Below are 19,431 nucleotides of genomic sequence, written 5' to 3'. Positions count from 1 at the left end.
TCCCCCCTAGTGTATCGCGTCGGAGGCGGGGAGTAAAGCCTCCTTGGAAGAAAAACGACCGCGGCTGCGGTCGTCAGATGAGTCCGTAATGGCGAAGCGCGTTCTTGACGCCGTCGTCGCCGACGGCCGTGGTCACGTGCACCGCGGCGGCCTTGGCCTCGGGACAGCCGTTGCCCATCGCGATGCCGTTCTTGACCGCCTTGAGCATCGAGACGTCGTTCAGTCCGTCGCCGATCGCGTAGACGTGGTCGGCGGGATAGGCGAGGTAGTTCACGAGCCGGTTGACGCCGTCGGCCTTGAGGTTGCCGGCGAGATTGACGTCATAGCCGAACCGGTTCGAGCGGTTGAAGGCGAGTTCGGGGAACTCGCGCCGGAAGACCTCCGCGTCGCGGTCGGCGAAGACGATCATCGCGAGCACCTCGTTTGTCTCCGGATAGTTCCGGTCGAGTTTGGGGTATTCGATGTCGAAGGCATCGGAGAACTTGTCGACGAGGTCGGTGTCGCGGCGCCAGGCGACGTAGGCGGAGACGCCCTCGAGGACGAGGTCGGCCCCGAGCTCGTCGGCGCGCTTCAGGATCCGGGCAAGGACGTCGCGGGGAATGTAGCGCTCGTAGACGACCTTCCCGCCGTAATGGATGTAGTTGCCGTTGGCGGCGATGTAGTCGGGGATCCCGAGGGTCTTCTCGACACCGTAGAGGAGATGCGGCGTCCGCCCGGTGGCAATCACCGGGGTATGACCGTTCCGCTGCAGTTCGGCGATCGTCGCGATGATCCCGCGGGCGGGCCGGCCGTTGTCGAGCGAGGTTCCGTCAAGATCCAGAAACACGAGTGCCATGTTCCTCACCCTCCATAGAAAAATCCCCCATCAAGCATCTCCACCCACATAGATATCTTACTTAAGGCTGCTTCCGTCAGGACCTGACCTGATTCGTGGACACCTATTGAGTGAAGATGCTTCATGGGAGATTTCCCAAGAAGATTATAACACAATGCGTGCGATTCTCAATCACTTTCGCTTGCGCAGGTCCTTGAAGAAGCGTTTCAGGAGGGCGGCGGACTCCTCCGCGAGAACCCCTTCCTCGACCTGGACCTTGTGGTTGTATTCGTGGTCGAAGAGGTCGATCACGGAGCGGTGCGCCCCCGATTTCGGTTCGCGGGCGCCGTAGACGAGCCGGTCGAGGCGCGCCTGGACCATCGTCCCGGCGCACATCACGCACGGTTCGAGCGTGACGTAGAGCGTGCAGCCCTCGAGGCGCCAAGTGCCGAGCTTGCGGCAGGCCTCGTCGATCGCGGTCATCTCGGCGTGGTTGAAGACGTGTTCGGTCGTCTCGCGGCGGTTGAAGCCGCGGGCGAGGATCGCGTCGTCCTTCACGATCACGCAACCGACCGGGACCTCGCCGATGGCATAGGCCTTCTCGGCTTCGGCCATCGCCTCACGCATGAAGAGGACGTCCCTGTCAGTCATCGCCGTTTCCAAGGGTGTGGTAGTCGCGCGGCTTGCCGGGAATCTCGTGGCAGTGGCGGCAGCGGGCTTCGTAGGTGTCCTTCGCGCCGACGAGGATGATCGGGTCGTGGAAGTTGGCGGGTTTTCCGTTCACGATGCGCTGGGTGCGCGTCGCCGGGGTGTGGCAGCAGACGCAGATGGCGGTGAGCTTGGTGACCTCCTCGGCGATCGCAAGCAGCCGCGGCATGAACGAGAACGGTTCGCCGCGGAAGTCGCGGTCGAGACCGGAGACGATCACGCGCACGCCGTGGTCGGCGAGGTACTCGCAGATCGCGACGGCCTCTTCGTCGAGGAACTGAATCTCGTCGATCGCGACGACGTCGGTGTCCTTCTCGACGTACTTCATGATCTCCGACGCCTTGGAGATGTTGATCGAACGGGTGCGGTTGTTGTTGTGGGAGACGACCTCGTCGGCCGCATAGCGGTCGTCGAGGGTCGGCTTGAAGACGATTACGTTCTGTTCGGCGTACTCGAGCCGCTTGACGCGCCGGATCAGTTCTTCCGTCTTGCCGGCGTACATCGGTCCCGTGATGACTTCGATCCATCCTTCGCGCTGCTTCAGGTACATGGGGTTCCTCCGTGAAGTGGGGCTTGTCGAGTATTATTATACCCACCGGGAACAAAAAAAACCATATTGAATGGTTTTCTTCGGTCGTTATTTGTTTTCGATGTTGTAACGCTTGTTGAACTTGTCGATCCGTCCGTCGGCAGCCGTGAACTTCTGTTTGCCGGTGAAGAACGGATGGCAGTTGCTGCAAGTATCGACGCGCAGTTCCTTGGAGGTGGAACCCGTCTCGAAGGTGTTCCCGCAGGTCGTGCAGGTCACCGTCACCTTGTAATACTTGGGATGAATGCCGGTCTTCATGTGTACTCTCCTTCCGCCATGAGTGGGGTCTCATAGAAAGTGTCTTGACGCAAGCAAGGGTATTATAACAAAGTCGAAGATAAAATGCAAGCGCAATCGTCGCACCGTCGCATCCCTTCGGCGGCGACGGTGTCCCGAGAAAGGAAAAGGCGTCCGGCATCAGCCGGGCGCCTTCGTATTCAGTGGGTGCGACGCCAGCGGGCGGCCGCGATTTCCGCGGTCTTCGCCTTGCGTTCCTGGTGGGCCGCTTCCCGTTGCATCTTGCGGTAGTTCTCCATCCGTTCGGCCGGCAGGCGGCCGTCGGCGATCGCCGCCTTGACCGCGCAGTGCGGCTCGGACTCGTGGGTGCAGTCGCCGAAGCGGCATGACGCCGCGAGTTCCTCGATGTCGGCGAAGGCGGAATCGAAGTCGGCGACGTCGATCTGCAGTTCGCGCATGCCGGGGGTATCGATCACGATCGCGCCGGCGGGCGTGACGAACAGCTGGCGGGAGGTGGTCGTGTGGTGGCCCTTGTCGTCCTTTCCGACGTCTTGGGTCGCCATCACGGCAGTGTCCATGAGGTGGTTCACGATCGTCGACTTCCCGACGCCGGACGAGCCGACGAAGGCGCAGGTTCGACCCGGACGCATCCTGCGGTCGATGTCGGCGTAGCCTTCCCCGGTCCGGTCGGTCGCGGTCAGGATCTCGACCCCGGGGGCGACGGCCATGACCTCGGCGACGGCCGATGCGACGTCGTCGGCGAGGTCGGTCTTGGTGAGCACGACGCACGGCTCGGCGCCGCTCGCCCAGACGACGGCGAGGTAGCGCTCGAGGCGGCGCAGGTTGTAGTTCTCGTTCGTCGACATGCAGATGAAGACGACGTCGACGTTGCTGGCGATGATCTGCCCGGCCGAGGTCATGCCGGCGCTCTTGCGTTCGAGGACGCTCTTCCGCGGCAGGATCGCCTGGATCACCGCGAAGCCGTCCTTGACGTCGACGGCGACCCAGTCGCCGACGGCGGGAAAGTCCGCGGGACCCGCGGACTGGTGGATCATCTTGCCGGACACCTTGGCCGGCAGGGTTCCCTGTTCCGAGATGATGGTATACAGGTCTCGTTCCTGCCCGGATACGCGGGCGGCGGACAGCTCGGAATAGGCTGCCGCGGCCCGGGCGACCTGTTCGGTCCATCCGGGGATCTGAAGATTCAAAGTATTGGTTTCCTCCATTTTTTTCGTGAGTGATGGAGGGTTGAGCGTCAGTTCTGCGTTCCCTCCGTGGTCAGGTCGATGCGATAATATGCGGTATCCGTATGTCTCATGCTCCTCATTCCTTTCCTTGGAGATCGCCGCCGGCGTCACTGCGCCGTCGGTCGCATCCATTATACACCCGTTCGATCGCGAACGAGCCCGGTTTTTTCGCAAAACGAAAGCCGGCACCCTTTTCGGGATGCCGGCGGGAGGATTCAATCCGCTTACGCGCGTTTCGCCTTCTTCTCCTGGTAATGCTTCGGACTCAGGCCGATCGCCTTCTTGAACTCGCCCGAGAAGTGCAGCTGGTTCTTGTATCCGACACGTTCGGCGACGTCTTTGACCAACGCCCTGCGGTCGAGAAGCAGGATGCATGCCTTCTCCATCCGGTACTGCGTCAGATACTGCTTCGGGGAAAGCCCGAGGGTTCCCTGGAAGATGTTGGAGAGATAGTTGGGGGTCAGTCCGACCGCACCGGCGATCTCCGCCACCGTGATCGGAAGCTGGAAGTTACCGGTGATGAATTCTTTCGCCGCCTTGACGTGCTGTTCCTTCGTCGTGACCCGCGAAGCGCGATCGAGACGGTGGTCGGCCATCAGCGAGAAGACGATGTAGGCGTAGCCGAGGCATTTGAGATCGAGGAAGCCGACACGGCCGGCGTTGTCGACGAGTTCGAGGAGCGGACCGCTGAGCGAATCGTCGCGGACGCCGGTGAACAGCGGCGTGGCCGGAGCGATCCCCAAAAGCCCAAGCAGATCGTCGCCCCGCGGACCGTTGAAGCCGAACCAGGCGACGGTCCACGGTTCCTTCTCGTCGGGGATGCCGTGCGCCGTGCTTCCCGCCGGGATGAGGAACGCATCGCCCTTGACGAGATGGTATTCCTTCCCGTCGAGCAGAATGACGCCTTTTCCCGACAGGACGAACCGGAGAAGATGATATTCCTTCGCAACGTCGGGGGGGACGTCCTTCGCCGGCGCGTTCTTCTCCTTGCCCGCCTCGAACAGCCTGAGATCTCCGGCATGGAGCGCATTAAGCGCGGTTTCCCGTCCGGTGTCGATGTCCATGGTCTCATCCCCTTCATCCATGATTGCAGATTCCGATCTTCATCCGTTCGCCGCCGTTAAGCCATCACGACGGCGCTCACGCCAGCGGCCACAGTCCGAGCGCCTTGAGTTCGTGGTAGAGACGCGCGACCGGAAGCCCCATCACCGTGAAGTAGTCGCCTTCGATCCCGCGCACGAACTTCGCTCCGAGCCCCTGGACGGCGTAGGCGCCGGCCTTGTCGAACGGCTCGCCGGAAGCGACGTATCCGTCGATCTCGGCATCCGTCAGCGGATGGAAGACGACCTCGGCGCGTTCGCAGAACGACGTCGAGATGCGCTTCGTGATGATCGCACAGCCGGTCACGACCGTGTGCGTCCGGCCGGCGAGCAGCCGGAGCATCCGCTTCGCGTCGTCGGCCGACACGGGCTTCCCGAGCGGTTCGCCGTCGACGTAGACCATCGTGTCGAAGCCGAGCACGACGCGGTCCCGGTGGCTTCGGAAGACGTCCAGCGCCTTCTTCATCGCGAGGTCGGTCACGACCTCGGCGGGATCCATCGTCGGATCGATCGTCTCCTCGACGTCGCCGAGCACGACCTCGAAGTCCAATCCGAGCATTTCGAGAAGCTGCCGCCGCCGCGGCGAGTTGCTGGCGAGAATGAGTTTATCCATGTCGTTTCCTCCGTCGTGCACGTCATCCACATTATACCATAGGGGACGGCCGTCGGCGGCGCATTTCCACATTGACACCCGCCCCCCACGATTCCATCACCGTGCGCTGATAGAATGATGACATTCGGACGGCCTGAAACGCACCGAATCGGACATTCCATGCGGAAATCGTGATACAATGGATGATATGAACCCCCGCGGGAGGTGATCGCATGTCCATCGTTATCGACCGGAAACTCGTCGCCGACCGCGACCGCATCGTCGTCGCCGTCTCGGGCGGCATCGATTCGATGGTGCTGCTCGACCTCCTCGCCGGTCTCCGGACCCGCCGGAAACTGGACCTGGTCGTCGCCCACGTCGACCATCAGAAACGCGGCGTTTCCGCCGAGGACGCCCGTTTCGTCGAGGAACGCTGCGCCTTCTACGGAATTCCGTTCGAATCGATGCGGCTTCCCGGCGGAACCGGCAACTTCCACGACCGCGCCCGCAAGGCCCGTTACGCCTTCTTCCGCGACGTCGCCAGACGCCGCGGGATGAACAAGATCGCGCTCGCGCATCAGGCAGACGACCAGGCCGAGACGATCCTGATGCGGATCGTCCGCGGTTCCGGTCTTTCCGGTTACGCGGGCATCCCCGCGCGGGCCGACCTGGACGGCGTCGAGATCGTCCGCCCGCTGCTTACGGTCTCGCGCGCCGAGATCGCGGCGTATCAGAAGGAACGCGATCTTCCCTATCGCGTCGACGAATCCAACGCCGAGGACCATTACACCCGCAATCGCTTCCGCCATCACGCGATGCCCGCGATCGCCTTGGAGAATCCCCGCTACCTGCAGAAGTTCGCGCAGTTCTCGACCTACGTCGACGAGGCGCACGACGTCGTCGCAAGGCTCGCGGCGGAATTCATCGCGGCGGACGTCGACGTCGGCGCCGATCTCCTCTCCTTCTCCTCCGCCGCCTTCGCCCGGCTCGATCCGGCCGTACGCAAGGAGACGGTGAAGCGCTGTTTCGACCGGCTCACGGACGACGCGCTGGAACTCTCCTTCGCGCAGATCCTCGCCGCCGATCGGATCGCCACGATCGATCGGCCGCACGCCTCCTACGACCTGCCCGGGGGATGCGTCGTCGAGAAGAACTACGATGTCGTCGCGATCCGTCGTTCGATCGTCGAAACAACCCCCTTCGAGGTGCCGATTCCGGGACCCGGAAGCTATCGGCTTCCCGACGGATCGGTGATCGAGGTCTCGGCGAATCGGGTCGATTTCGATGGAATTCGCACCGAACTGTGTTATAATAATCTAGATTTCCTTTTCCCGATGAGCGTACGCACGCGACGCGACGGCGATCGCATCGCCTTCGCCTACGGCAAAAAGAAGCTGAAGGACCTGTTCATCGACCGCAAGGTGCCGATGGGCGACCGGAACGCGATGCCGCTGTTGATCGGAAAGGACGGGAACGTGCTCTGGATTCCCGCACTCAACATCCGGGCCGCGATCCCGCCGGGACGCGAACGGATCGACATCACCTATCGACGGGGGTAACTGCCATGCTTGAAAAAGACATCGAACGCGTGCTCGTATCGGAAACCGAGATCGAAGCCATCTGCAAGCGGCTCGGCGCCGAGATCACGAAGGACTATCAGGACAAGCGTCCCCTGATCGTCGGCCTGCTCAAGGGCTGCATGCCCTTCATGGCGCAGCTGATCCGCAACATCGACCTCTATTGCGAGATCGAACTGATGGGCGTCTCGTCCTACCACGGCGGGATCACCTCGTCCTCCGACATCCGCATCACCCGCGACCTCGAGGTCACGGTCAAGGACCGCCACATCCTGATCGCCGAGGACATCGTCGACACCGGCAAGACGCTCGACGTCATCGTCAAGCTCCTCTACCACCGCGGCGCCGCCACGGTGGAAGTCGTCACCCTGCTCGACAAGCCCGCCGGTCGCGTGCTCGAGTTCGTGCCGAAGTACGTCGGCACCGTCATTCCCAAGGAATTCGTCGTCGGCTTCGGGCTCGATTACGACGAACTGTACCGCAACCTGCCGTATGTCGGCGTGTTGAAGCCCGAAGTCTACAGGAAATAGTCAGGAGGACCTTCCATGGCCGAATCGAATACCAGAAAACCCTTCGCCGGCAACCGCGGCTCGCACTATCTCATGATCCTGGTGCTGATCGCGATCGCCTTCGCGATCATCTACAGCTTCAGCGCCCCGACGGCGCCGAAGGAACTCCGGAACGACGAGTTCCTCGCCGCACTGACGACCGACAGCGTCGACACCGTCACGATCACGCCCGCCGTCGGCGAACTCAACTACCGCGCCTACGAAGTCACGGGCATGCTGTCGGACGACACCACCTACGTCACCTACCTCGCCAACGACGCCGAATACCAGGAAATCCTCGGGGTCATCGTCGCGAAGAACTCCGACGCCGACGACGCCAACGACATCGCCTACGTCTTCGAGCGCGGCGCGGCGTACAGCCTCTTCGACATCCTCCTGCCGCTGCTCGTGGTCGCCGGCATCGTGATCATGCTCGTGATGATGACGCGCGGCTCGAACAACGCCAACAAGCAGGCCTTCGACTTCGGCCGTTCGCGCGCCCGTCTTTCGAAGAATCAGAAGACGACCTTCGCCGACGTCGCCGGCGCCGACGAGGAGAAGGCCGAACTGGCCGAGATCATCGACTTCCTCAAGGCTCCGAAGAAGTACATCGACCTCGGCGCCCGGATTCCCAAGGGCGTCATCCTGGTCGGCCCGCCCGGCACCGGCAAGACGCTCATCGCCCGCGCCGTCGCCGGCGAGGCGAACGTCCCCTTCTACTACGTCTCCGGCTCCGACTTCCTCGAGATGTTCGTGGGCGTCGGCGCCAGCCGCGTCCGCGACATGTTCAAGACCGCCAAGCAGAACGCCCCGTGCATCCTCTTCATCGACGAGATCGACGCCGTCGGCCGCCAGCGCGGCACCGGCCTCGGCGGCGGCCACGACGAACGCGAACAGACGCTCAATCAGCTGCTCGTCGAGATGGACGGCTTCGGCCACAATTCCGGCGTCATCGTCCTCGCGGCCACCAACCGCGTCGACATCCTCGACCCGGCGCTGCTCCGTCCCGGCCGCTTCGACCGCCAGATCTACATCGGCGTCCCCGACATCAAGGGCCGCGCCGAGATCCTCAAGGTCCACTCCCGCAAGAAGAAGATCAATCCCTCGATCACCTTCGACGAGATCGCCCGCCGCACCCCCGGGTTCACCGGCGCCGACCTCGAGAACGTGATGAACGAAGCGGCTCTCCTCGCCGCCCGCGAGAACAAGACCCAGGTCGAGCTCTACCACATCGACGAAGCGATCGACCGCGTGATGATGGGACCGGCGAAGAAGTCGCGCGTCATGTCCAAGAAGGAACGCGAGTACATCGCGTACCACGAAGCCGGACACGCCGTCATCGGCCTCAAGCTCGAGAACGCGAACATCGTCCACAAGGTCACGATCATCCCGCGCGGCACCGCCGGCGGCTACAACCTGATGCTTCCCGAGGAGGAGCAGCGCTTCCTCCAGACGAAGCAGGGCCTGCTCGAATGGATCTCGGGCCTCCTCGGCGGCCGCGTCGCCGAGGAACTCACCTTCGGCGAGATCTCGACCGGCGCCCACAACGACATCCAGCGCGCCACCGAGATCGCCCGCACGATGATCACCGAGTACGGCATGTCCGAGAGCCTCGGCCCGGTCACCTACGAGCACGACACCGGCGCCGTCTTCCTCGGCCGCGACTACGGCAAGTCGAACCGCTTCTCCGAAGCGATCGCCACCGAGATCGACAAGGAAGTCCGCGCCATCATCCACAACTGCTACGAAAAGGCCAAGAAGGTCATCGGCGACAACATCGACCTCCTCAAGGCGATCGCCGAAGCGCTCCTCAAGATCGAAACGCTGACCAAGGAGGACATCGACGAGATCGTCGCCACCGGCAAGCTCGCCCGCGCCGACAAGCCGGTCGACCCCGCCGTCCCCGCCGCCCCCACCGCGACCGGCGAGGTCGCCCACTAGAATCGACATGCAGGGATACTCGCGGGTATCCCTGTTCGTTTGAAAGGAGTCCATCCATGCGTCTCGACAAGTTCCTCAAGGTCTCCCGCATCTTCAAGCGCCGCACCGTCGCCAAGGACATCTCCGAGGCCGAGCGGGTGCTCGTGAACGGCCGCGTCGCCAAACCCTCCACCGACGTCAAGGAAGGCGACACGATCGTCATTTCCTATGGTCAGAAACGGCTCACGGTCAAGGTCCTTCGGATCGCCGAAACCGTCCGGAAGGAAGACGCCGAAGGCATGTACGCCGTCCTCGCGGAGGAGAAAATCGCTTCCACCGCCGATGGCGCGTTGCGTTAAGGTCCCCCTTACGGTATAATGATGACATGATGCCGGCTTTGGCCGGCACAGAAGTTGGTGCCGATCATGAAAAGAATCCTGGGCGCGCTCGCGCTCATCCTCGGCCTGTCGGCGACGATCGCCTGCACGCCTTCCGAAACCGCATACGACGTCTACGCGACGGTGTACCCGCTCGTCTACCTCGTGAACGAGATCGCCGCGGATACCGGCGTGACCGCCGGGATGGTCCCGGGCATCTCCTCGCACAACCAGGTCGCGGACTGGTCCCCCAAGCAGATCATCGCGATGAAGAACGCCGCCCTCCTCTTCTACGTCGGCGCCAACCTCGACGCCCAGATCGACAACCAGATCGACGGCGTCTTCGAGAACCTGGCGGCGGAAGGCCGTCTGGTCAAGATCGAGAACGCGATCGAGTTCATCGAAGGCGTCGTCCATCATCACGACGACGAAAGCGGTACGACCACCGAACACGAGGAACCCACGACGCTCGGCTACGACCCGCACTTCTGGGTCAGCCCGGAACGCATGATCCTGGTCGCGACGGTCGTGCGCGACCGGCTCGTCTCGGCCTTCCCCGACCTCGCCGCCGCCTTCACCGAAAACCATCTCGCGCTCGTCGCCCGCCTCGAGACGCTCTCGTATGCCTACGAAAACGGCATCGACGCCGGCACGAAGCGGATGATGACCTCGACCAACCTCTACGGCTACCTCAAGGCCGACTACGGGATCGACACGATCTCGATCTCGCCCGGCTACCACGAGGAGACCGAACAGTTCACCGCCCAGCAGAAGCAGGAGATCGTCGACGACGCGATCCTGTACGGGATCCAGTACATCATCTTCGAGAAGAACGCCAGCTCCCCGCTTTCCGAGGCGGTGCTCGCCGCGCTCAACGAATCCGGATTGCCCTATACCGTCGCCAAACTCGACTTCAACATCATGGACACCGTCCCGACGGACGGATCCGATTACATCCAGATCATGTACCGCAATCTCGAAAGCATCGTCACCGCCACCACCCCGACTGTCACCGTCACCAGCCAAGCGAGGTAAGCCCATGGACAATTCAAGACTCACCGAACAGGAAATCGTCCGCCGCGAGAAAGCCGCGGAACTGCAGGCGAAGGGCATCGACCCCTTCGGCACGCGCTTCGACCGGACCCACAACACCGAGACCTTCAAGGCCGCCTTCTCGTCGTATTCGAAGGACGAACTCCATGCCATCGAGAATCCGCCGAAGGTCCGGATCGCCGGCCGCATCATGACCAAGCGCGTCAAGGGCAAGGCGGGCTTCGCCCATCTCCAGGACCAGTACGGGCAGCTCCAGATCTACGTCAAGTTCGACGTCGTCGGCGAAGCGGACTACGACCTCTTCGAGAAGTCCGACCTCGGCGACATCGTCGGCGTCGAGGGCATCCCGATGATCACGAACACCGGCGAGCTCTCCGTCCGCGTCGACCGCTTCATCCATCTGACGAAGGCGCTCCGGCCGCTGCCGGACAAGTTCCATGGCCTCGTCGACGTCGAGGAGCGCTATCGCCGCCGCTACGTCGACCTGATCATGAACGAGGATTCCAAGAAGACCCTGATCCTGCGTTCGAAGATCATCCGCGCGATGCGCGGCTATCTCGACGCCAAGGGCTATCTCGAGGTCGAGACGCCGATCCTCCATCCGATCCTCGGCGGCGCGAACGCGCGCCCGTTCATCACCCACCACAACACCCTCGACATGCCGTTCTATCTCCGAATCGCCCCGGAGCTCTACCTGAAACGGCTGATCGTCGGCGGTCTCGACTGCGTCTACGAGATCGGCCGCCTCTTCCGCAACGAGGGCATGGACGTGAAGCACAACCCCGAGTTCACGACGATCGAGCTCTACCTCGCCTACAGCGACCTCGAGGGGATGATGGATCTTTGCGAGGACCTGATCGTCTCGATCGCGGAAGCGACGATCGGCACGACGTCGATCCAGTACGGCGAGAAGCCGATCAGCCTCGCCCGCGGCTGGCGCCGCGCCCACATGGTCGACCTGATCCGCGAAGAGACCGGCATCGACTTCTTCCAGATCACCGACTTCGAGGCCGCAAAGAAGCTCGCCCTCGATCATCATCTGCGCGTCGAGCCGCAGCATTTCGGGATCGGCCACATCGTCAACCTCTTCTTCGAGGCCTACTGCGAGGAGAAGATCGTCCAGCCGACCTTCGTCTACGGCCATCCGATCGAGATCTCGCCGCTCACCAAGAAGGACCCGAAGGATCCGCGCTTCACCCAGCGCTTCGAGCTCTTCATCGATTCGCGCGAGTACGCCAACGCCTACACCGAGCTGAACGACCCGGTCGACCAGCTCGAGCGCTTCGAGAACCAGCTGAAGGAAAAGGCCCTCGGCAACGACGAGGCCAACGAGATGGACGTCGACTTCGTCGAGTCGCTCGAGTACGGAATGCCACCGACCGGGGGCATCGGCATCGGGATCGACCGTCTGGTGATGCTCCTCACGAACAGCCAGTCGATCCGCGACGTCCTCCTCTTCCCGCACATGAAGCCCCGCAACCCCAACAAGTGACCCATCGAACGTCCCGCCGATCGTGGCGGGACGTTTTCGCTATGGGCGTCGCCGACCCCGGCATGCGCGACCCGTGCTATAATGAAGGCAGGAAACAATCCTCGGAGGCTCCCCATGAACGTACGCAGAATCGCCCGGACCGTGAACGGAACCGCCGCCGTCGACGGCGCCGGCGTCCGTCTCGTCCGCGTCCTCTCCCGCCCCGACGTCGGCCACGCCGACCCCTTCCTGATGCTCGACGCCTTCGATTCGACGGATCCGGAGGATTACGTGAAGGGATTCCCCTGGCACCCCCATCGCGGGATCGAGACGATCACCTACCTGATCGACGGCCACATCGAACACGGCGACTCGATCGGAAACCGCGGAACGATCGGCCCCGGCGAATGCCAGTGGATGACCGCCGGCAGCGGCATCCTCCACCAGGAGATGCCCCGGCCGGCCAAGCGCATGCTCGGTGCCCAGCTCTGGCTCAACCTGCCCGCGAAGGACAAGATGTGCCCGCCCAAGTACCGCGACGTCCGCGCCGGGACGGTGCCCGTCGCGACAAATGGCGGCGCGTCCGTCCGGATCCTCGCCGGCGTCCATGAGGGCATCCAGGGTGCGGTTTCTCCCGACTACGTCGACATCGTCTACCTCGACGTCGGATTGGCGCCCGGCGCGACGTTCCGCCGGCCCGTCTCGAAGACCGCGACCGCGTTCGCCTACCTGTTCGAAGGTTCGTTCGCGGCCGGCGATGCCGGTGCCAAGGCCCGGGACGCCGCCTTCTTCGAGGACGGCGACGAGATCTCCGTCGTCGCCGGCAAGGACGGGGCGCGCTTCCTCTTCGCCGCCGGCGAACCGCTCGACGAACCGATCGCCTGGGGCGGACCGATCGTGATGAACACCCGCGAAGAGCTCCGCACCGCGTTCCGTGAACTCGACGAAGGCACCTTCCTGAAGCGTTAGCACGTTCTCAAACGAATCGAAAAGCCCCCCGCCTAATTTGGTGGGGGGCTTTGTGCAATATAAACGTCGATCAGGCGGCGCTTGGGGCCGCTTCCGGCGCATCGGCCGCTTCGCGGTCGAACTGGCTGTTGTAGAGCGAGGCGTAGAAACCGTTCTTCTTCAGAAGCTCCTCGTGGGTGCCGATCTCGACGATGTCGCCGTGGTCCATCACAAGGATCCTGTCCGCGTTGCGGATCGTCGAGAGGCGGTGCGCGATGATGAAGCTCGTCCGGCCTTCCATGAGCCGGTCCATCGCCCGCTGGATCAGGATCTCCATGCGCGTGTCGACGGAACTGGTGGCCTCGTCGAGGATCAGCATCCGCGGATCCGCGAGGACCGCGCGGGCGATCGTGAGCAGCTGTTTCTGTCCGGCCGAGATGTTCGAGCTCTCTTCGTTCAGGAGGGTGTCGTAGCCTTCGGGAAGGGTCTTGACGTAGTGGTCGATCTGGGCCACGGCGGCGGCGCGCTCGACCTCCGCGTCGGTCGCGTCGAGGCGGCCGTAGCGGATGTTGTCCCGGATCGACCCGTGGTAGAGCCAGGTGTCCTGGAGGACCATCCCGAAGCGTTTCCGCAGGTCGTTCCGGCGGAGTTTCCGAAGGTCGACGCCGTCGATTGCGATCGCGCCTTCGTTCACGTCGTAGAAGCGCATGAGGAGCTTCACGATCGTCGTCTTGCCGGCGCCGGTCGGACCGACGATGGCGATCTTCTGTCCCGCCCCGGCCGTGAAGGAGAAGTCGCGGATGACGGGCTTCTCGGCGTCGTAACCGAACCGGACGTGGTCGAACGAGACCTCGGAGCGAAGACCGTCGACCGGATCCGCGTCGACGGGATCCGGCGTCTCCTCGGGCTCCTCGAGGAGGGTGAAGATGCGCTCGCTGGCGGCGATCGCCGACTGGAGCACGTTCGACTGCGCCGCGATCTGCCCGATCGGCATCGTGAAGGAACGCATGTACTGGATGAAGGACTGGAGCTCGCCGATCTTGATCACGCCGGTTGCGGCGTAGTAGCCGCCGAGGATGGCGACGATCACGTATCCGAGGTTGCCCACGAAGTTCATGATCGGCTGCATGATTCCCGAGAAGAACTGGCTCTTCCAGGCGGCGCCGTAGAGCTGGTCGTTCTTCTTCCGGAAGCCGTCGACGGCTTCCTTCTCACCGTTGAAGGCCTTGACGATCATGTGGTTCGCGTACAGTTCCTCGACCTGTCCGTTGATCGCCCCGAGCGAAGCCTGCTGCTGCTTGAAGTGCTTCTGCGACTTCTTGAAGACGAAGCGGATGATGAAGGCGGCGAGCGGCAGGATGAGGATGGCGACGAGCGCCATCTGCCAGCTGATCGAGAACATCATGATGGCGACGCCGAGGATCGTCACCGCCGAGGTGATCAGCTGCGTGATTCCCTGCGTCAGACTCTGGTTGACGGTGTCGACGTCGTTCGTGACGTGCGAGAGGACCTCGCCGTAGTTGTGGGAGTCGAAGTAGCGAAGCGGGAGCCGGTCGACCTTGGCGCGGATCTCGCGCCGCATCGTGTAGGTGACGTCGTTGGCGACCTTGGTCATGACGAATCCCTGGATGTAGTTGAAGAAGGCGGCGATGAGATAGAGGACGAGCATCTCGACGATGATCAGCCCGATCGCCCCGAAGTCGATGTCGCCGGTGCCGGCGATCTTCTTGAGCAGACCCTCGACGAGCAGCGTCGTCGCCTGTCCGAGGATCTTCGGACCGACGATCATGAAGACCGTGGACAAGAGCGCGAAGAAGAGCACGAAGGCGATCTTGAGGCGGTACGGCTTCAGCCGCCGCAGCAGTTTCGCGGTCGTGCCGCGGAAATCCTTCGCCTTGGCGCCGGCGGGGCCGATCGCCCCGCGGGGGCCGCCCGCCATCATCGGGCGCGGCTGGGTGCTTCGTTCATTCGGATGATCAGACATGGGCGAGTTCCTCCTTCGCGAGCTGCGAGGACGCGATTTCAAGATAGATCGGGCAGGACGACAGAAGTTCTTCGTGCGTCCCCCGGCCGACGATCCGTCCGTTCTCGAGGACGATGATCTGATCGGCGTGCATGATCGTGCCGACGCGCTGGGCGACGATGAGGACGGTCGCATCCGCGGCCGCCGCCTTCATCGCGCGGCGCAGCTTCTGGTCGGTCCTGAAGTCGAGGGCGGAGAAGCTGTCGTCGAAGATCAGGATCGGCGCCGCCTTCGCGAACGCGCGAGCGATCGACAGCCGCTGCTTCTGCCCGCCGGAGACGTTCGCCGCGCCTTCGGAGATCTCGGTCTGGAACCCCTGTTCGGAGGCGTCGATGAATTCGGTCGCCTGGGCGGTCTCGGCAGCGGCGCGGAGTTCCTCCGCCGTGGCGTCGTGACGGCCGTAGCGCAGGTTGCTCTCGATCGTGCCGGAGAGGATCATCCCCTTCTGCGGGACGTAGCCGATCAGCGCCCGGAGGTCGTGCTGGGTCATCGCGCGGACGTCGACGCCGTCGATCGTGATCGATCCTTCGGTGACGTCGTAGAAGCGCGGGATCAGGTTGACGAGCGTGCTCTTGCCGGATCCCGTCGATCCGATGATCGCGGTCGTCTTGCCGGGAAGGGCCTCGAACGTGATGTCCTCGAGAACCTTTTCGTCGGCGTTCCCGAAGCGGAACGAGACGTGGTCGAAGCGGACCCGCCCCTCGACGGAGCCGGTCATCGCGACCGGCTGGTCGGGATCGAGGATCCGCGGCTTCGTCTCGAGCACGTCGGCGACGCGCGCGGCGGACACTTCGGCGCGCGGCCAGAAGATGAACATCATCGCGATCATCAGGAAGGACATGATGACCTGCATCGAGTAGTTCATGAACGCGAGCATGTCGCCGACCTGCATGCCGGAGGCGGCGACCTGGTTCGAACCGAACCAGATGATCGCGACCATCGTGACGTTCATGATCAGCATCATCATCGGCATCATTACGGCGATGACGCGGTTCACGAAGAGCAGCGTCTTCGCGAGATCGCGGTTCGCGCCGTCGAACTTCTTCTCCTCGTGTTCCTGGTTTCCGAAGGCGCGGATCACCATCAGGCCGGTGAGGCCTTCGCGGGTGACGAGGTTGAGCCGGTCGACGAGTTTCTGGGTGAGCTTGAACTTCGGAATCGCGAGCGTGAAGATGAAGACGATCACGAGGCTGACTGCGACGACGGCCGCGGCGATGATCCACGTCATCGACGCGTTCGTCTCGAGGATCATCAGCACGCCGCCGACGGCGATGATCGGCGAATAGAAGAGCATCCGGATCGCGAAGACGACGAGCTGCTGGATCTGGTTGATGTCGTTCGTCGTGCGGGTGATCAGGGATGCCGTCGAGAAGCGGTTGAACTCCTCGTTCGAGAAGGATTCGACCTTCGCGAACGTCGCTTCGCGCAGATCGCGCGCGACGCCCGCGCCGATCCGCGAGGACAGGTAGGAGACGATGACGGTGGCGACGGCGGCGATCAGGGTCACGCCGAGCATCCGGAGACCCGCCATGAGGATGTAGCCGAGCTGCATCGCGGTCATGTCGATGCCGAGCTCCTCGTAGTATTTGGCGGCGAGGACGACGCCGGTCTGCGTTCGAAGCATCGGGTCGACCGCCGCGGCGGATGTCCGGGCGGAAGCGACGAGCGTCGGCCAGGCGGGCGACGCCTGAAGCGAATCCGCCATCGCATAGAGGTTGGCGACGGCGAAGTCGGCGGTGACGTCGAACCCCGACGATCCCGAATTCGTGCCGAGCTGACGCGCGACGTCGATCATGATCCAGACGGCGCCTCCGAAGACCTCGTCGAGACGCGACAGCGTTGCGTCGTCGACTTCCCCGAGACGATACATCGCCGTCGCGGACGTGTCGATCGTCTGACCGCCCACGGACAGCTCCTCGCCGGCGACGACCGGCACGTAGCTGCTTTCGACCAGGGCCGCATCGTCGGCCGAGACGAGCGCGGTGACGAAGTCGTATCCCGCGGCGCTGATCGCCTCGGGAGCGGCGTGATCGATGCCGCTCGCCTGGATCCCGACGTTGACGATGTCGGAGAGATAGGACGGCAGCTTCAGTTCCGCCATCGCCTGGACGAACAGGAGCCCGACCGCGAGGACGAGCGTCAGGACGAAGGGTTTCAGGTATTTCAGAAGCCGCGTCATCGCGTCGCCTCCCCGTCGAGGCCGTCGCCCGCGCGTTCGACGTAGGCGAGGATGCGCCCGAGGATGCGGTCGAAGGCGGCGCTGTCTTCGCTCCCGAGATGCTCTTCGAGACCGTCGAGGAAGCCGTTCGTGATTTCCTGCGCCCGTGCGGACGCGGCGGCGCCGTCCGCGGTGAGGAAGACGCGCGAGACCCGGGCGTCTTCCGGATCCTTCCGGACGGCGAGGAAGCCCTGGCGTTTCAGGAGTTTCACCATCTGCGTGGCGGCGGCGAGACTCACCGAGAAGGTGCGGGCGAGTTCCGTCATCGTCATGCCTTCGCCGCTTCCGCGCCGGTCGATCGCGTACAGCAGCATGCCGAATCCCTTTCCGTGGTTCGTGACGTACTGGCGTCTGGCCAGCACCCTGAGTCGCATCAGCTTGTCGGTGAGCGACGCGTTCAATGATTGCATCATGGTCCTCCGTTACTTTAGGTACTTAATAATCGTGGCCCATTATATCACGAATCCGTGAAAGGTCAAACGATTTGACTTCCGTCGAAAACGAAAGGGGGGCGCGGACCGTCCGATCGGATCCGCGCCCCCCGGTCAAGCCGAAAGGGTCCTAGAACTGCGAGTCGTAGAGCTCGCGGTAGAAGCCGTTTCTTTCCATCAGTTCGACATGGTTTCCCTGCTCGACGATGTCGCCGTCGCGGATCACGAGAATCCGGTCGGCGTTCTGGATCGTCGACAGGCGATGGGCGATCACGAAGCAGGTGCGGCCGCGCATCAGGTGGAGCATCGCGTCCTGGATCCGGCGCTCGGTCTGGGTGTCGACGTTCGAGGTCGCCTCGTCGAGGATGAGCATGCGCGAGTCGAGCAGGATCGCGCGGGCGATCGTGAGGAGCTGCTTCTGCCCTTTCGAGAGGTTCGCCGCATTGTCGCTCAGGATCGTGTCGTATCCGTCCGGAAGCGACGTGATATAGTGGTCGATCTTGGCGTCCTGCGCAGCCCGGACGACCTCCTCGCGGGTCACGTTCTCCTTCCCGTAGGCGATGTTCTCGAAGATCGTGCCGTAGAACAGCCAGGTGTCCTGGAGGACCATCGTGTAGGCGAGCCGAAGGCTCTTGCGGGTCACGGCGTCGATCGGATGCCCGTCGACCGCGATCGAACCGGAGCCGACGTCGTAGAAGCGCATCAGGAGGTTGATGATCGTCGTCTTCCCGGCGCCGGTCGGGCCGACGATCGCGATCACCGATCCGGGTTTGACGGAAAGCGAGAAGTCCTTGATGATCGTCCGCGACGGATCGTAGCCGAAGGCGACGTGGTCGAGGGTCACCGACCCTTGGACGTCCGTGAGCGCAAGCGCCCGCTCGGCGTCCGCCGGTTCGGGAATCTCGTCGATCAGGCGCAGGACGCGCTCCGCGGCCGCAAGCGCCGACTGCAGCTCGCTCACGATGTTGGCGAACTCGTTGATCGGGCCCGAGAACTTGCGCGAATAGAGCACGAAGGAAGAGACGCTGCCGAGCGAGATCCCGCCGGTCATGTAGAGCAGGCCGCCGAAGACGCTGATCAGCGCGAGCGAGAGGTTGTTGATGAAGTTGACGGTCGGACCGGTGATGCTGGCGAACCAGTCCGCGTGGTAGTTGGCGTCGACGGCGGCCTCGTTCTTCTCATCGAAGCGCTCGAGGAAGACCGCTTCGCGGCTGTAGGCCTTGGTCGTCTTCTGGCCGCTCGTGATCTCCTCGACGAAGCCGTTCAGCTCGCCGAGCTTCGCCGAACGCTCGCGATAAAGCGGCCGGACCCGGCGGGCGCGATAGCGCGTGAAGAGGATCGAGGCGGGGATCGTGACGACGAACACGAGGAGCAGGATCGGCGAGATCGTGAGCATCATCAGAAACGATCCGCCGACGGTGAAGACGCTCGTAAGCATCTGCAGGAGATCGTTGGACAGCGAGGCGTTGATCGTGTCGATGTCGTAGGAGATGACGCTGATGATGTCGCCCGTCTGATGCCGGTCGAAGAACCCGACCGGCAGCGAGGCGAGCTTGTCGAAGGCGTCCTTGCGCATCC

General features: G+C 63.3%; 18 protein-coding genes and 1 other RNA gene. 7 read left to right on the top strand and 12 right to left on the bottom strand.

The genetic code is table 11. The features are described from left to right. Positions 1-73: 73 nt before the first annotated feature. The 8 genes from WC509_07700 to WC509_07665 form a co-directional block, all read right to left on the bottom strand. Positions 74-835 carry a Cof-type HAD-IIB family hydrolase gene (locus WC509_07700; protein ID MFA5007337.1) on the bottom strand — a complete coding sequence of 254 codons (762 nt, stop codon included), beginning with the start codon at positions 833-835 and terminating at the stop codon, positions 74-76. A gap of 28 nt (positions 836-863) precedes the next feature. Continuing rightward, an RNA gene (gene ffs / locus WC509_07695) (signal recognition particle sRNA small type) lies at positions 864-958 on the bottom strand. 48 nt (positions 959-1,006) lie between these two features. Then, positions 1,007-1,465, bottom strand: coding sequence for a tRNA adenosine(34) deaminase TadA (gene tadA / locus WC509_07690; GenBank protein ID MFA5007336.1), 459 nt, complete (start codon positions 1,463-1,465; stop codon positions 1,007-1,009). After that, positions 1,458-2,072 carry a thymidine kinase gene (locus tag WC509_07685; GenBank protein ID MFA5007335.1) on the bottom strand — a complete coding sequence of 205 codons (615 nt, stop codon included), beginning with the start codon at positions 2,070-2,072 and terminating at the stop codon, positions 1,458-1,460. Before WC509_07685 ends, tadA begins: the two co-directional genes overlap by 8 nt. Positions 2,073-2,159: 87 nt before the next feature. Beyond that, the gene (rpmE, locus tag WC509_07680) at positions 2,160-2,369 is read right to left on the bottom strand and encodes a 50S ribosomal protein L31 (GenBank protein ID MFA5007334.1); all 210 of its coding nucleotides are present in this window, start codon (positions 2,367-2,369) and stop codon (positions 2,160-2,162) included. Between the two features lie 179 nt (positions 2,370-2,548). Further along, entirely contained in the window at positions 2,549-3,556 is a 1,008-nt protein-coding gene (gene rsgA, locus WC509_07675; GenBank protein MFA5007333.1) for a ribosome small subunit-dependent GTPase A, read from the bottom strand. Positions 3,557-3,819: 263 nt separating this feature from the next. Continuing rightward, positions 3,820-4,659 (bottom strand): AraC family transcriptional regulator, encoded by an 840-nt coding sequence (locus tag WC509_07670; protein MFA5007332.1) that lies wholly within the window; start codon positions 4,657-4,659, stop codon positions 3,820-3,822. A gap of 76 nt (positions 4,660-4,735) precedes the next feature. Then, on the bottom strand, positions 4,736-5,308 hold the full coding sequence (locus WC509_07665) for a Maf family protein (protein MFA5007331.1): 573 nt from the start codon (positions 5,306-5,308) through the stop codon (positions 4,736-4,738). A gap of 212 nt (positions 5,309-5,520) precedes the next feature. On the opposite strand from WC509_07665, the gene tilS reads away from it, so the two are divergent. The 7 genes from tilS (at position 5,521) to WC509_07630 (ending at position 13,202) form a co-directional block, all read left to right on the top strand. Then, entirely contained in the window at positions 5,521-6,846 is a 1,326-nt protein-coding gene (gene tilS, locus WC509_07660) for a tRNA lysidine(34) synthetase TilS (protein ID MFA5007330.1), read from the top strand. Positions 6,847-6,851: 5 nt separating this feature from the next. Next, positions 6,852-7,394 (top strand): hypoxanthine phosphoribosyltransferase, encoded by a 543-nt coding sequence (gene hpt / locus WC509_07655; GenBank protein MFA5007329.1) that lies wholly within the window; start codon positions 6,852-6,854, stop codon positions 7,392-7,394. A 15-nt stretch (positions 7,395-7,409) separates the two neighbouring features. Then, positions 7,410-9,353, top strand: coding sequence for an ATP-dependent zinc metalloprotease FtsH (gene ftsH, locus WC509_07650; GenBank protein MFA5007328.1), 1,944 nt, complete (start codon positions 7,410-7,412; stop codon positions 9,351-9,353). Positions 9,354-9,409: 56 nt separating this feature from the next. Next, positions 9,410-9,691: an RNA-binding S4 domain-containing protein gene (locus WC509_07645; protein MFA5007327.1), complete on the top strand. Its 282-nt coding sequence runs from the start codon at positions 9,410-9,412 to the stop codon at positions 9,689-9,691. A gap of 66 nt (positions 9,692-9,757) precedes the next feature. Continuing rightward, a complete protein-coding gene (locus WC509_07640; GenBank protein MFA5007326.1) occupies positions 9,758-10,744 on the top strand; it encodes a metal ABC transporter substrate-binding protein in 987 nt (328 codons plus the stop codon). A gap of 4 nt (positions 10,745-10,748) precedes the next feature. Next, the gene (gene lysS, locus WC509_07635) at positions 10,749-12,254 is read left to right on the top strand and encodes a lysine--tRNA ligase (GenBank protein ID MFA5007325.1); all 1,506 of its coding nucleotides are present in this window, start codon (positions 10,749-10,751) and stop codon (positions 12,252-12,254) included. A 114-nt stretch (positions 12,255-12,368) separates the two neighbouring features. Continuing rightward, on the top strand, positions 12,369-13,202 hold the full coding sequence (locus WC509_07630; GenBank protein ID MFA5007324.1) for a pirin family protein: 834 nt from the start codon (positions 12,369-12,371) through the stop codon (positions 13,200-13,202). Between the two features lie 70 nt (positions 13,203-13,272). Here the strand turns inward: WC509_07630 and WC509_07625 are convergent, their stop codons facing one another. The 4 genes from WC509_07625 to WC509_07610 all read right to left on the bottom strand — a co-directional run. Then, positions 13,273-15,165, bottom strand: a complete 1,893-nt coding sequence (locus tag WC509_07625; GenBank protein ID MFA5007323.1) for an ABC transporter ATP-binding protein — start codon at positions 15,163-15,165, stop codon at positions 13,273-13,275. Further along, positions 15,158-17,383, bottom strand: coding sequence for an ABC transporter ATP-binding protein (locus WC509_07620; GenBank protein MFA5007322.1), 2,226 nt, complete (start codon positions 17,381-17,383; stop codon positions 15,158-15,160). Before WC509_07620 ends, WC509_07625 begins: the two co-directional genes overlap by 8 nt. Next, positions 17,380-17,832, bottom strand: coding sequence for a MarR family transcriptional regulator (locus WC509_07615; protein ID MFA5007321.1), 453 nt, complete (start codon positions 17,830-17,832; stop codon positions 17,380-17,382). Before WC509_07615 ends, WC509_07620 begins: the two co-directional genes overlap by 4 nt. Before the next feature lie 151 nt (positions 17,833-17,983). Further along, a partial coding sequence (locus tag WC509_07610) for an ABC transporter ATP-binding protein (protein ID MFA5007320.1) occupies positions 17,984-19,431 on the bottom strand: 1,448 nt, incomplete at its 5' end.

The organism is Candidatus Izemoplasmatales bacterium, assembly GCA_041649275.1.
In the GTDB taxonomy this organism is placed as follows: Bacteria; Bacillota_I; Bacilli_A; order Izemoplasmatales; family Hujiaoplasmataceae; genus UBA12489.
The sequence above is the reverse complement of the archived record's forward strand: the minus strand, read 5'-3'. Positions and strand labels throughout refer to the sequence as shown.